Consider the following 12,441-nt stretch of genomic DNA (forward strand, 5'->3'; position numbering starts at 1 on the left):
AATCACAAGAACTTGTCTAGATCAACTTCTCTGTATTCCTCTTTCCTGAAGCCTTTACCTGTTTGTGTGAATGGAATCGTTGCGTCTAATCCCATCTTGCATGTTATCGCTTTTTTTCCTCCAGTCAAATCTCCAGAGGGATCAAGAGAAGATCCTCTTTGTTTTGGTAGGATAACAGCGTCTTCATCTGCTTGGAATCTAGTTGCAATTGCCCACTCGATTTCATTCGGATCATAGATGTTTATGTCGTCATCCACAACGACACAGTGCTTCAATGATCTGTGACCTTTAAAAGCTGCTCTGATCGCTTTTTTTCCATCATCTGTGTTCCGTTTCTTTATTTGCACGACTGCATGCAGCCAGCTGCAACCACCAATAGTTATGTAAACATCCTTGCATTCACAAACTTTGTTCGTTTCATTGAAGATAGTTGGTTCTCTGGGCATTCCCATTAATAGCTTGTGTTCTTTTCTTCCAGCAAGTATGGTTTGGTAGATGGGGTTTTCTCTATAGGTCATGCAGCTTATTTCTATCACTGGTTGCTGTCTCACCTTGTCGAGGATTCCTGTGAGGTCTAAGAATGGCCCTTCAGGTGCTCTTTCTTTCGTTACTCGTCCCTCTAATACAATTTCACAGTCTCTCGGGACCTCGAGATCAACGGTTTTACATTTCACCAGTTCCGTTTTTTCTAGCACATTAGCCATTCCTAATTCGTCGACTCCTTTCGGCAGAGATGTGGAAGCAGCTAGGAGAACGGCGGTTGAGTTTCCTATGCACATCGCTATCTCGAGTTCGCCACCAGATTTTTTCAGGGCGGTGTCCGTTCCCCTATCTTCAACGATTCTGGCTACAAACTTTTTCCTATCCAGCAGCATCAACCTGTGGAAGCACATGTTTCTACCCAATTCAGGGTCTCTTATTATAGCTATGGCGGATGCCACATATTTTCCGCCGTCCTTTTCTGTGTACTTCATTATCGGGAGTTTTGTTAGATCAACATCTTTTTCAACGATTTGTTGGCATTCTCCCTTCTTTACAACATTCGGAGACGGAAAAGGCTTTTTTATCGCATTAGATAGCTTGTGCAGCAATTGTCCCCTTTCTACGTTCAAAGCTTTGGCGACCGATTCTTTTGAAGAGACGAGACCAGCTACAACAGGGATGTTGGACTCTTTCACTTTTTCAAAAAATACGGGTTTTTCCTTGAGGGCATCTATAATTCCCGCCAGTTCATACTCAGTCGAGACTTCCTTTCTTATTCTTGTTAGTTCTCCTTCTGTGTCAAGTTGTTCTAAGAAATGTCTAAACCCCAATTTTCTCACTCCTTTTTTCTAATAGGTCCTTTTTTTCTTTATATTTTTTGAATCCCAATTTTTGTTTTCAACACATTGAATCCTTGATTTTCAATTGTTGCTGCAACCTTTTCCTGCAATGTTCTCCCCGGGGTTAATGCTACCATGCAGCCTCCACTGCCACCCCCCGTGAGTTTTGCTCCAAACGCTCCTTCCTCTCGAGCTAAGTTCACCAAATAATCGAGTTCTTCACAGGAAACTTCAATTTCCTGCAGTAGACAATGATTTTCGTTGATCAACTCCCCAACTTTTCTTATGTCAAAATCTTCTAAGGCTTTCCTTGCTGTGAACACTAACTCTTCTGCTTGCTTAAACAGCCGATCGTATTTTTCTGCATTCTTTTTCCTTCTTGCTGCAACCCCAGCAACCATTTCCTTAGTGTCAGCTACAATTCCTGTGTTGCCTATGACAATTTCAACCGGTTCTTCTATACTCAATTTCTCGATTATGTTTGGTCCTCCGCATAGAGTTCTCTTGAACCAAATCAATCCCCCATAAGTCGCTGCAGTATTGTCAATGCCTGAAGGGGTTCCAGCGTAAGCTTTCTCAGCCTCATAGGCAATATCATTGATTCTTTCATCGGACAAATCCAATTTGAATTCTTTTGCTATGGCTCTGGCAATTGCAACACTGCTCGCAGCAGAAGCACCAATTCCACTGAAACCAGGAAGGTTTCCTCCCAACAAAATCTCTAAAGAGACCTTTTCCGGACCGATGCCCATTGCTTTGAGCATCCGATCTATTGAGTCTTTTTGCTGAGTCCTTTTCTTTTCAGCATACCCTTTTGCGCCCTTTCTTTCATCTTTCACCACTATTCCTTCTCCAGCTTTTCTTGCTTCTGCGTAAGCTGTTGAATCAATTGCGGAAACAATTCCTGGGACACCGTAAACAACGAAGTGTTCGTTGAACAGGATGACTTTTCCGAAGCCCGAACCTCTTCCCATTTGAGCTACCCCTAGAAAGGATTATTGCTAAGAAATAAATAAAACACTTTTTAGAAAAAATAGAGCACATCGACGAAAAGTTGCTTCAGTCGACTAATCTTTAATGAATAAAATGGACTTGCAACCATCAGCAGGTTGCCTTTACCTGCATGAGTGCTAATTCTATTTTGTGACAGCGACTGAGGCGTAACCGACTACGGTTGAATAATCTCCTGTAACGTCACCGCTTGTTTTATAGCAGAGTATTTGACCTTTCGTGGCACTACGTAGTTTAGCTGCGGTAATAAGAGCCACGACAGGGCCATACCCACAAGCAGTTATATGGTAACTTTCAACAATTGAATAAAACTCTTCTTCATCCAGTTTTTCTAAGGCACTAAGTGCTTTCTTATCTTTCTTTGCAGCTGTTTCATGGGGCTCATAATGGGTCATATCCGTAGAGGCGATGATTAACGCGTTTTTTCCATCCAAAGCCTCTGCTACAGCCTGACCTACTTCGCAGCTTGACTCAAGATCCTGCATGAGAAAGCTTATGGGTACAAACTTGAACGCTGAGCCGTAAAGATATTGAAGAAAGGGAAGTTGAACTTCAATTGAATGCTCGTAAGTATGTGCCAGTTCATCCACGTCAATAATTTTTGACTTGCACATAATCAGATTTGCTGTCTCTTCGTCGATTTGCACATCGCCCAAAGGTGTTCGCCAAACACCCTCTTTCATAACTGCCAATCCGCTACCTTGTCCAGTGTGGTTCGGGCCAAAAATCACGACGACATCTGGTTTGCCATCAGCCGCCAAATTGTAATATGAATGGGCAGCCACTGGACCCGAGTACATGTAGCCCGCGTGGGGACAAACTAAGCCAATGATGTTTCTTGAACCCTCTCGTGTAATTGGAGTTTTTCCTGGACCCAGTCTATGCGTGAAACAGTTTTTTATCTGCCTTTTTAGCGCTTCTGCAGTGGCAGCGTAGAAGCTTCCTGCCTGGCATGGTCTTCTTACTCTCACTTACGTGCCCCTTCAGTTGGCTGTCCTACTTTGGATATTTTTGTTTCAAAGTCGTCAATGGACGATTCCATGTCTTTATCAGGTGCTAACTCTCCCTTCTCACGAAGTACTTGCCTAGCCAGCATCCAATAAATAACCGCTAAGGCTCTTCTGCCTTTGTTGTTCGTTGGAATCACAAAGTCTACGCCGGAGAATTCGTTGTCAGTGCTGCATAATGCCACAACCGGAATGCCCATGATTCCTGCTTCTTTTACAGCTTGAACATCAGCTTTTGGGTCTGAAACAATAATAACTGTTGGTTCGAGGTGATGTTGATATAGAGGGTTTGAGAACAGTCCAGGAACGAATCTCCCTGCAATAGGTGTTGCTTTTGTTGCCTCGCAGAACTTCTTTGCCGGATAGCGTGCGTAGAGTCGGGCTGCGACAGCAGCGATTTTTTTAGGTTCAAATCTTGAAAGAAACTTTGCTGCAATGCGTATTCGTTCATCTGTTTGCTTAACATCCAGAACAAATAAGCCGTCAGGTCTTACGCGATAGATGAATTGGTTCATGTCTTTTGCTTTCATCCTGGTTCCAATGTGGATGCCTGCGGAGAGCATCATGTCGCGTGGCAGTAGGAGTTCTTCTTCACTTGCTAACGAGATTTCTTCGTCAGTCTTCTCTTGAATGCTCGTTTTTTCGGTGTTTTCAGTTTTTTCGATATCTTCATTTTCTGACAGGGATATTTTCCTCCTTTAATGGAATTTCAGCCATTTTTGCTCTTTTTCCAAGCGTGTCTTCAATTCTGATAAGTTCGTCAATTTTTGCGATTCGGGCACCTTCAACTACACCTGTCTTAATAATGGGGCAATGGAAAGCAACTGCTAAATGAGCGATTTCTGCATTCACAGTGTCACCTGACCTATGTGATACTACAGGTGTGTATAGTGCTTCTTTAGCCATTTTTGCGGCTTCCCAAGCGTCGGTGAGTGTTCCTATCTGATTTGGTTTTATTATTATCGAGTTTGCAGCGGCTTCCCTGATTCCATGTTTAAGTCGTTTAACGTTTGTAACAAATAGGTCGTCGCCGCATATGAGACAGTTGCTGGTTATTCTTGTTAGCCTCGCAAAATTTTCGAAATCTTCTTCGTGAAAAGGGTCTTCCACGTAGATTAGGTTGTATTTTTCGATTAATTCTAAAACGTATTCTACTTGCTCTTCTTGTGTTCTTTCAATTTTTTCATGAGAGTAAATGTAACGTTTCTTTTTTTGGTCCCAAAGCGATGATGCGGCGATGTCTAATCCTACTCTGCATTCGAATCCAAGTTGTTTTGAAACGTCTTCACATGCTTGCTTCATGAGTTCCAAGGCGCCGTTGTTGTTTATGTCGGCGATCCACGCGCCCTCATCACTTCTTCCACTGGTAAACGTTTTCTTGGTTTTTCTGAGAATTTCGCCCACTTTTCTGTGAAATGCCACGTTGGCTTTAGCGGCATCCCAAAAAGAGCTTGCACGGATAGGCAAAACCAGAAATTCCTGTATGTCTGGGGCTCTACCGTGGGCGTGTTTACCTCCGCTTAAGACATTCCCTAAAGGAAATGGAAGTTCATAAGCAAGGTAACCTCCAAGATATTCATATAAAGATACATGATGAGAGTCGGATGTTGCCTTTGCGGCGCACAAGGAGACTGCATAAGCAGTGTTTCCTCCTATTCGGCTGAAGTTTTCTGTCCCGTCGATTTCGTGGAGAAGGGAGTCTATTTCTTCTTGTTCATCTGCATTCATGCCAATTAGTTTAGGTGCAATTAATTTCTCAACAATCTCCACGGCTGCGTCTACATCGTCTTTTGGGTAATATACAACTTCAGCTAGGCCTTTACTTGCTCCCGCTGGCGCTGCGGTTCTTCCGAAACCAGATTTAGTTACTATGTCCACTTCTATTGTTTCTTCTCCGCGGCTGTTGAAGATTTTGCGCACCATAACTTCTTTTATTCGAGTGGACAAACCTTGGTAATTCCCCTTTTATGGTGGTCTCAGTTGTCTTTTTTTTCCAATTTCATAGAATTTGATGATTTCGTCGATTATTTCTACGTGAGAAAGAAGCATTCTCCGGCAGCAATAACGGGTTACGCTGAGATCATCTAAGATCTTGCCTGAATCTTCCCCCTCTTTTACTCGTCTAGCAAAATCCTCCCATTTATCGCCTACTACTTTGCCGCATGTGAAACAGCGAACAGGAATAATCATTTCTTAATTCATCCTTACCTGTAGCTTTTTTGCCTCTTGGCGCGAGCACCTGGTCCTCCGAATTTTTTCGGTTCTTTTCGTCGAGGGTCTCCTGCAAGCATGGTTCTGTCATATTCAGTGAAAATCGATTGTAAATGTTTACTTTTAGTCCACCTTAGAAGTCCTCTAGCGATTGCCATTCTTGCAGCCTCTGCCTGCCCCATGAAACCTCCACCTGAAACCTTTATGTTTACGTCAATTCGGTTCCGAAGCTCATCGCCAACTTGAAGAAGTGGCTCCATCATTTTTAGTCGAGCAGTTTGTGGCTCAAATATTTCTAGAGGAACATTGTTTATTCGAATTCTCCCTCTGCCAGCTCTTATTGTAGCTCTTGCTGTAGCGGTCTTTCTCTTTCCACTGATTGTTATAATTTTCTTTGAACTTGACATGTTATTCACCTGCTGGAATCCATCCAATTTCCTTGACTAGTTCGCCCACAGTAATATATGAGCATTTTAGCTTCTCAGCTTTTGCCTCGGATATTACTTCCACGTTTTGGTCTTTAAACTCTTGAGGTATCCCAACGAAAACACGTAACCTTTTGTGCGCTTCTTTACCTTTTGGCTTTTTTCGAGGTAGCATTCCTCGAATAGTGCGCTTTACAAATCGGTCGGGTCTTCTAGGATAGTATGGGCCTTTTCGGGGGTGCCCGATTTCCAACTTTCTTTTTGCCTCTTTTACTCTGCTAAGTCTTTTTCCTGAGATTACTGTTTTCTCTGCGTTTAGAATTATGATGCTTTCGCCCTGAAGAAGGCGTTTTGCGACTACAGTTGCCATTCTGCCAAGTATCAAATTATTAGCATCAACGACTGTTACATGTTTGCTTTGCAGTTTCATGTTTCTACCCAACAATTTTTACGTTTGAACCCTTAGGATTCTTTTTGACCAATTCATGGAACATTAAGCATTTCCCCTTTGCCTTTTTTATTTTTTCTTTTGCTGCAGCTGAAAATGTGAAGGCCGCAACTGTTGCGGGATGACGAAGTGCCCCAGACCCGAGCACTTTACCAGCAACAGCCACTACTTGACCTTTCTCAGTGTGGCGATTTATGCGGCTCAGGTTTACTGATATACGTCTGCTCCTTGGTTTAGACAAAGCGTCGGCTATGCTACCCCATATTTTTGCGTCATTTTCTCTTGCTGCTCTCTTCAAAAAGCGAATGAGATCAAGTAGTTGCGGATTGTCAGGTTTTGTTTTTCTCATCTTGCTTCCCTGTTGATTGGTTCAGAAAATCTTTTAGCTTTCCATCTAAGACGTTTAGTGCTTCTTGTAGAATTCTTTCTGGCAAAAGGGCACCTGTTGATTCAATGCCAAAAATGAACGAGTCTTCGTCCCACGTTACTTCTATTGCTTTGGGTTTTCTTTGGCAAGCGTCTACGCAGTCTTGACATAAGGTGCAGTTTTCAATATTTCGAATCTCGATTTTGTCTCCTGCTTTTACAAGGATGTTTTTTGGACAAACTTTTATGCAGTCGCCACAAAGGTTGCAAAGTCTAGTGTCAACCTTAATGATCGGCACATACTTGTAAGCGCACATAGAAACGGGCTGCCATCTTGCATGACTTTTACCTTTTCCTAACCGCGCGTAAGCTTCTAACCTTATTTTCTGTTCTGGCGCTAACTTGACCCAGGGAATCTTGTTACTAATTGGAACTATAGATGGGTTTTCCGACTTGAAGTCCCCGGAATACACTGTTATGGTATGGTCTTCTGCTTCTACGTCTAGTACCAGAGATACGCGGCACAAGTTGCATCCAAACTCGCTTTTGCAGGCACAGTTTTCAGGTAAGTTGTAGGTGTCTAGATCGGTCTTCAGCGGCGTAAGTCCAATTCGGTGAGCTAGAACTTCATCTCGAAGCGTGGAGGAGTTTTCGATAATCACCACGTCGTCTACGGCCATAGTAGGCACTTCTGAAATTATGATTCTTCGCAGTGTATTCGCGAAAGCCGCATTAGTTCCTTCAATAAGCAGACGTAATGAAACCTCATTCTTTTCTAAGATTTGAATTTTCACGAGTTTTGCATTCCTTTCCCAGACATATTAATCAGCGTTTTTGATACTGCCTAGGCAGATACGTTTTATACTCTTCGGCCTCTTCGCCCACCTTTTCTTCTAGTGCCGTCATGAGGAATAGGTGTAACTTCTTCAATGCGTCCTATGCGAAATCCGGCTCTTGCCAAAGCTCGTATGGCTGCCTGTGCTCCTGGGCCTGGTGTTCTGGCACCTGAACCACCAGGAGCTCTTACTTTTATGTGTATGGCTGTTATGCCTTTTTCCTTTGCAGTTGAAGCAGCAGCTCTTGCAGCACGCATGGCAGCATATGGTGAGGATTCTAAGCGGTCTGCTTTTACAAACATGCCGCCGCTGGTTCTTGAAATGGTTTCTGCTCCTGAGAGATCCGTCACGTGAATGATGGTATTGTTATATGAACTGTAGATGCGGACGATGCCCCATTTTTCAGTTTTCCTACTCATGCTGCTGTTTTCTCCTCTTCAGCTGGTTCCTCTTTTGCCTCAGCCTGAGGCATACTCGTTAGGGTTTGACGCAGTGGATGATTCATATTTGCTATGGCGCTCATCGGAGCGTAGTCAACATGAACATCCTCATCTCTTAGCACTAGATAGCTTGGTGCCGTTACTTTTTTCCCACTAACGGTGATGTGACCGTGTGTTATGAGTTGACGAGCTTGATGAATTGACTTGGCTAAGCCTTTATGAAAGACAAGAGATTGCAGTCTCCTTTCAAGAATGTCTTCAATTGCTAGATCCAACACGTCATCTAAGACTGTGGTTTCTGGAAGTATTCCAAGTCTGTCGAGTCTTCTTAAAAGTTGCTGCTTCAGTTTTTCTCCTTCTTCCTCAGGCATGGCCATTATGGAGCGTGCTATGCCCCGGAACTTCGATAACACCGTCTTGTGACGCCACAGTTCCCTTTTGTTTCGCAGTCCATACTGGCCAAGCAGCTTCAGTTCTGCCTGCAATATGTCTATCTTAAAAGGAAACCTGGGAGTTTCATATTTTTTCCGTTGCTTTTTTGGATCACCCACTATCGTTTACCTCCTGGGACTCTCTTCTTTCTGACGCCTATGGCCTTTCCTTTCCTTCCAGTGGTCTTAGTTCGTTGACCACGCACTTTTAGCCCATATGAGTGTCGATAGCCTTTCCAAGATTTCGTGGCTTTCATGAGGTTTATATCTGTCTTGGTTTGAAGAACGAGGTCAGCGCCTGTGAGATGTAAATTTTTTCCTGTTTTCAAATCTTTTCGGCGGTTAAAAAGCCATTCTGGGAGATCATATTTAGTTGGATTATTAATTATTTCTTCCAGCTTTTCTAGGTCTTGATCTGAAAGAAATCCAAGGCGGGTATCCGGATTTACTCCGCTCTTTTTTACTATGGAATTAGCTATGCTGACTCCTACTCCTTTTATTTTGGAGATGGCGTTGGCTACTTTCAGGGTGCCGTTTAGGTCTGTGTCTGCTATTCGCGTGATGTGGCGAAATTCTTTTGGCATTTTAAGTCTCCAGTGTTTTGAAGCTAACTATCGAAAGGGATGCGCAATTTATATAAACTTTCCTTTAGAAGCAGTTTGCGCGTGTGCATCTAACGTCAGGACGATATGGTAGCTTTGTTGTCGAGAAAAGACTTAAACAAGTCTTCTTCTATTCCTTACACTGCCTCGATGATTAGAAGTTGGGAAAAAAGGGCGGGTAGATCAGCCTGGAATGATCGCCACGTTGGCATCGTGGAGGCCGCGGGTTCAAATCCCGTCCCGTCCACAAAATTGAGCGGTTTTCAAGCAGTTTCTTGTCCGAAAAATGAGTAAAAGTGCTTTTCTAGGAAAATTTTAGTGGCATGTTGCATCATTTCACCTCAGCATTTATTTGCTCACCAAGCGTATGTGAATGAAGGTTTCAATACATTCCTTTTTCCAGTAGAACCACATGAGTATCCCAACGTTCGTCGGTGCCCCAGTTCACATTATGCAGAGTTTCTTCGAAGTCGATTTCGTATGTACCCATAATCGCGTTGAAGCCTTTTTTCAAGGCTATAGCTATGTTGTAGGAGAGATGTGAGAGGAAACCGTGTGGTTCAGTGGCACAGATCGTAAAGACCCACAGCGATCGTTCTGGTACACGCTTGGGATAGGCATAAGATAATGAATCCATCTTCGCTTTCAATGCTATGTAGAACTCGTGGGACTTTCCAAGTGTTTCAAGACCTTTGAGTGTACTGTCTAGAGCCTTCCAGTCGTAGATTAAGACTTTGTGGGGGATGATGTGCGGATTGCCTTGTAATAGTTTGTAGACTTCGTTAGGATTTGATTTTCTTATATGGGGATAGTTTCCCATTGATTGTATGATTCTAGCGTTTGGATGCCAGAAAACACCCATCTCTAATACTTTGACAAACCCAAATTTTTCAGCAAGCATCAGTGAGGCTTGATTCTCAGTTGAGGTTGCATATCGGAATCGCTGGACACCTAAGTCTTCGGCTTTTTTGATTAGATGTTCTGTAAGGACATTTGCAAACCCTTTTCTCCTGTGGTCAGGGTGTACTCTCAAGCCTTCCATCCATCCTGTTCGACCGTTTTCAATGAGTCTAAGGTTGGCCACCGCAACCAGGCGATCGTCAACCTCAAAGCCATAAGTATAGGAGTTTGGGTCTTTCAACCACTCGTCAATAATAAAGGGAAGGTAGTCATGCCCCTCCCAGATGTGTCGCGATATCTCAAGTATGTCGTTCCGGTCTAATGCAGACACTCTCTTGATTTTTGTACGCATGAATTTCAAATCAACTCTCATTTTTATCTTACTATTTCTTCCTGGTGTATGCTCGACATCTTCCAAACGACTCTTGCATGCGTGCGCGTTGCAATTAAACTATTCTGAGGTTGGTGTGTGCTCTCATCAACAGATTTAGACGACAATATCCTTCTATTTTCGTCCACAATCCGTAAACACTGGCGTTTTAATTGAAAAATTACAAATGCTGTTCATGTGCGCTGTAAAGATTTCATTCATTTATAACTTCATATTCTTGCACGCTTTTTGCGCCCAATCCAAGTTCAACAGCTCTGCGAATCTGAGTATAACTCCAAGGATCATCTTTCAAGCTGGCACCATCAAAGCTTTCAATTATTTTCAATGCTTCAACATCCATAGCTATTCTGTCTCCAGAAGCCAATACAATACCGGGGCTTCTAGACTCACCCTTTGCAGGCCCCCCAGAAATGAAACATTTCCTCCCATCCATAATCATTAAGCTTGGGTGAACCACCAAGTTTAAGTCCGCTATCTTCTTCTGCAAACTCCTCGTGTGAAGTCGTATCCTCTCACTGGGCTTCATGAAACCCACCGCCAATTTCAGGCTAAAAGTGAATTTCGCCCACGTGTGCGTCTTCATGCAACAAACATAAACAACCTTTTTCGCTTCCAATGCAATTTCAGGTAAACTGACTTTCTTAAGATACTTGCCACCTGTACTGATTCTTGTCCATCTTCCCTCATCAAAAACTACCACCTCCGCTCCTGCCTCTTCTGCCTTTCCCATCATTTCTGTCTCTTCTAACACTCTCCGAGTGGAAAGCCGACGAGTAGATGATTCACCAAGAACCACCTTCCCAGCGCCATGTTCATATAGCAAATCAATCACTGCCTTAACGAAATCAGGATCGCTAGAACCTGGTGGAGAATCCGCGGTATTAAAATTTGGTTTCAATAGGATTTCATCGTCTTTTTCGATAATTTTCTTGAAACCACCAATCAAATTCACAGAGTTCAAAATGCCTTCCTTCAGATTACGGAGATTCGTAACTCTACTAACCAGCACCTTGTCGTCCTTCCTGTAAGGATTAACCCTAATCCTGCCAATTCCTCGGCTGACACTTGAGCTAACCACAATAAATCACTGATAGAGAATAATGTTACCGAAATTTAGCCTTTAGCTTAATTGTTGATGCGCACGTGTTAAGGAACTGGAGATTTCAGGATGGGTCAAGGCGGAGAGATGATTAACTTGTGCTCAATTTTGAAACTTCTTCTTTCAAAAGACCGATTCAGCTTTCTGTAGCTCACAAGTGGATTTTGATAGGTTCAAACGATAGTCCTCATCTAGCCCCATCCACCATTTTTGAAAAGAAGCTATTTTTGCAGCTTTCAGATTTTCATTGGCACTAACCTTTTTTCATGAATGCTAATAACACCACACCGCAGGGCGCAACTAGAATAGTGAAACACCGACACTTTCACTCAACTCTCCATTGATGCACGCGTAGGTACCTGTGCTCACCGTAAACTTCCGCTATGAACCTCTAATGCATGCTAGAACATGCGAAGGAGGGAAGAACCAACTTACGTGCATGTGTGTCTCAATCTTGCAGAGTTTGAGCAAGAATGAAAACTTAAACTACCACAACGCACGCACACTCGTAATCCATCCTCTTTTGATAGGACAAACGCATGAATGGTAAAAGGTGAAATCCTATCAAATTGAAATGCGCGCGCGCATTTTATATTGGTGGCAGGCAAATATTGTATAGAAGGGATTTGCTTTTGCGTGGTATGTCGGTTTGCTTGAAGTGTATAAGGGATAAAATCGAATACGCCCACACATTAGAGAGTACGGATGTTTACCTTCCTTGTTTAAAGTATAGAGAAGAGTTGACAAATGCCATGAGCACTAAGAACATGCGAGAGCTTTTGTGCCAAGTGGGACCATATCAATGGTGTCCAAGATTCTGCAACATGCCCGATAGACGACTAGAATTTAGAGTTTCAATAGAACTGCCAGTAATCATCAAAAGAATCAAAACTAATTGGTTTGCAGAAAAAGTTTAGTAAAATACACCTCACAAACCAAGCTGGCGCAAGCC

At 43.0% G+C, this 12,441-nt stretch carries 16 protein-coding genes and 1 tRNA gene; 2 read left to right on the top strand and 15 right to left on the bottom strand.

The window, feature by feature from the left end; genetic code table 11:
• Positions 1 to 2: 2 nt before the first annotated feature.
• The 13 genes from NWE91_02990 to NWE91_03050 all read right to left on the bottom strand — a co-directional run bounded on the left by NWE91_02990 (position 3) and on the right by NWE91_03050 (position 9,081).
• Complete coding sequence (locus tag NWE91_02990) at positions 3 to 1,313, bottom strand: UbiD family decarboxylase (GenBank protein ID MCW3985361.1); 1,311 nt, start codon at positions 1,311 to 1,313, stop codon at positions 3 to 5.
• Between the two features lie 38 nt (positions 1,314 to 1,351).
• Entirely contained in the window at positions 1,352 to 2,296 is a 945-nt protein-coding gene (mvk, locus tag NWE91_02995) for a mevalonate kinase (GenBank protein ID MCW3985362.1), read from the bottom strand.
• A 162-nt stretch (positions 2,297 to 2,458) separates the two neighbouring features.
• Positions 2,459 to 3,304: an AmmeMemoRadiSam system protein B gene (gene amrB, locus NWE91_03000; protein ID MCW3985363.1), complete on the bottom strand. Its 846-nt coding sequence runs from the start codon at positions 3,302 to 3,304 to the stop codon at positions 2,459 to 2,461.
• A complete protein-coding gene (rpsB, locus tag NWE91_03005) occupies positions 3,301 to 3,972 on the bottom strand; it encodes a 30S ribosomal protein S2 (GenBank protein MCW3985364.1) in 672 nt (223 codons plus the stop codon). The genes amrB and rpsB overlap by 4 nt, the downstream gene beginning before the upstream one ends.
• Before the next feature lie 37 nt (positions 3,973 to 4,009).
• Positions 4,010 to 5,287 (bottom strand): hypothetical protein, encoded by a 1,278-nt coding sequence (locus NWE91_03010; protein ID MCW3985365.1) that lies wholly within the window; start codon positions 5,285 to 5,287, stop codon positions 4,010 to 4,012.
• A gap of 18 nt (positions 5,288 to 5,305) precedes the next feature.
• Positions 5,306 to 5,530, bottom strand: coding sequence for a DNA-directed RNA polymerase subunit N (locus tag NWE91_03015; GenBank protein ID MCW3985366.1), 225 nt, complete (start codon positions 5,528 to 5,530; stop codon positions 5,306 to 5,308).
• A gap of 14 nt (positions 5,531 to 5,544) precedes the next feature.
• The gene (locus tag NWE91_03020) at positions 5,545 to 5,958 is read right to left on the bottom strand and encodes a 30S ribosomal protein S9 (GenBank protein ID MCW3985367.1); all 414 of its coding nucleotides are present in this window, start codon (positions 5,956 to 5,958) and stop codon (positions 5,545 to 5,547) included.
• A 1-nt stretch (position 5,959) separates the two neighbouring features.
• A complete protein-coding gene (locus tag NWE91_03025; protein ID MCW3985368.1) occupies positions 5,960 to 6,406 on the bottom strand; it encodes a 50S ribosomal protein L13 in 447 nt (148 codons plus the stop codon).
• Between the two features lie 4 nt (positions 6,407 to 6,410).
• Positions 6,411 to 6,773: a 50S ribosomal protein L18e gene (locus NWE91_03030; protein MCW3985369.1), complete on the bottom strand. Its 363-nt coding sequence runs from the start codon at positions 6,771 to 6,773 to the stop codon at positions 6,411 to 6,413.
• The gene (locus tag NWE91_03035) at positions 6,754 to 7,584 is read right to left on the bottom strand and encodes a DNA-directed RNA polymerase subunit D (protein MCW3985370.1); all 831 of its coding nucleotides are present in this window, start codon (positions 7,582 to 7,584) and stop codon (positions 6,754 to 6,756) included. Before NWE91_03035 ends, NWE91_03030 begins: the two co-directional genes overlap by 20 nt.
• Before the next feature lie 65 nt (positions 7,585 to 7,649).
• Positions 7,650 to 8,045 (bottom strand): 30S ribosomal protein S11, encoded by a 396-nt coding sequence (locus NWE91_03040; protein ID MCW3985371.1) that lies wholly within the window; start codon positions 8,043 to 8,045, stop codon positions 7,650 to 7,652.
• The gene (locus NWE91_03045) at positions 8,042 to 8,617 is read right to left on the bottom strand and encodes a 30S ribosomal protein S4 (GenBank protein ID MCW3985372.1); all 576 of its coding nucleotides are present in this window, start codon (positions 8,615 to 8,617) and stop codon (positions 8,042 to 8,044) included. The genes NWE91_03040 and NWE91_03045 overlap by 4 nt, the downstream gene beginning before the upstream one ends.
• On the bottom strand, positions 8,617 to 9,081 hold the full coding sequence (locus tag NWE91_03050) for a 30S ribosomal protein S13 (GenBank protein MCW3985373.1): 465 nt from the start codon (positions 9,079 to 9,081) through the stop codon (positions 8,617 to 8,619). The genes NWE91_03045 and NWE91_03050 overlap by 1 nt, the downstream gene beginning before the upstream one ends.
• 190 nt (positions 9,082 to 9,271) lie before the next feature.
• Here NWE91_03050 and NWE91_03055 point away from each other — a divergent pair.
• Positions 9,272 to 9,346: transfer RNA gene (locus NWE91_03055), tRNA-Ala, on the top strand.
• Between the two features lie 135 nt (positions 9,347 to 9,481).
• Here the strand turns inward: NWE91_03055 and NWE91_03060 are convergent.
• Together NWE91_03060 and NWE91_03065 are read right to left on the bottom strand one after the other, a co-directional pair.
• Complete coding sequence (locus NWE91_03060; GenBank protein ID MCW3985374.1) at positions 9,482 to 10,372, bottom strand: GNAT family N-acetyltransferase; 891 nt, start codon at positions 10,370 to 10,372, stop codon at positions 9,482 to 9,484.
• A gap of 211 nt (positions 10,373 to 10,583) precedes the next feature.
• Positions 10,584 to 11,468 (bottom strand): DUF362 domain-containing protein, encoded by an 885-nt coding sequence (locus NWE91_03065; protein MCW3985375.1) that lies wholly within the window; start codon positions 11,466 to 11,468, stop codon positions 10,584 to 10,586.
• A 674-nt stretch (positions 11,469 to 12,142) separates the two neighbouring features.
• Between NWE91_03065 and NWE91_03070 the strand changes: the two genes are divergently transcribed.
• A complete protein-coding gene (locus NWE91_03070; protein ID MCW3985376.1) occupies positions 12,143 to 12,406 on the top strand; it encodes a hypothetical protein in 264 nt (87 codons plus the stop codon).
• Positions 12,407 to 12,441 lie beyond the last annotated feature (35 nt).

Source organism: Candidatus Bathyarchaeota archaeon (assembly GCA_026014805.1).
Taxonomy (GTDB): Archaea; Thermoproteota; Bathyarchaeia; order Bathyarchaeales; family SOJC01; genus JAGLZW01.

Coding starts and splice junctions, on each gene's coding strand:
- NWE91_03030 (MCW3985369.1), bottom strand. CDS start 6,773: ATGAGAAAAACAAAACCTGACAATCCGCAACTACTTGATCTCATTCGC.
- NWE91_03025 (MCW3985368.1), bottom strand. CDS start 6,406: ATGAAACTGCAAAGCAAACATGTAACAGTCGTTGATGCTAATAATTTG.
- NWE91_03060 (MCW3985374.1), bottom strand. CDS start 10,372: ATGAGAGTTGATTTGAAATTCATGCGTACAAAAATCAAGAGAGTGTCT.
- NWE91_03040 (MCW3985371.1), bottom strand. CDS start 8,045: ATGAGTAGGAAAACTGAAAAATGGGGCATCGTCCGCATCTACAGTTCA.
- mvk (MCW3985362.1), bottom strand. CDS start 2,296: ATGGGAAGAGGTTCGGGCTTCGGAAAAGTCATCCTGTTCAACGAACAC.
- NWE91_03020 (MCW3985367.1), bottom strand. CDS start 5,958: ATGTCAAGTTCAAAGAAAATTATAACAATCAGTGGAAAGAGAAAGACC.
- NWE91_03015 (MCW3985366.1), bottom strand. CDS start 5,530: ATGATTATTCCTGTTCGCTGTTTCACATGCGGCAAAGTAGTAGGCGAT.
- NWE91_03050 (MCW3985373.1), bottom strand. CDS start 9,081: ATGCCAAAAGAATTTCGCCACATCACGCGAATAGCAGACACAGACCTA.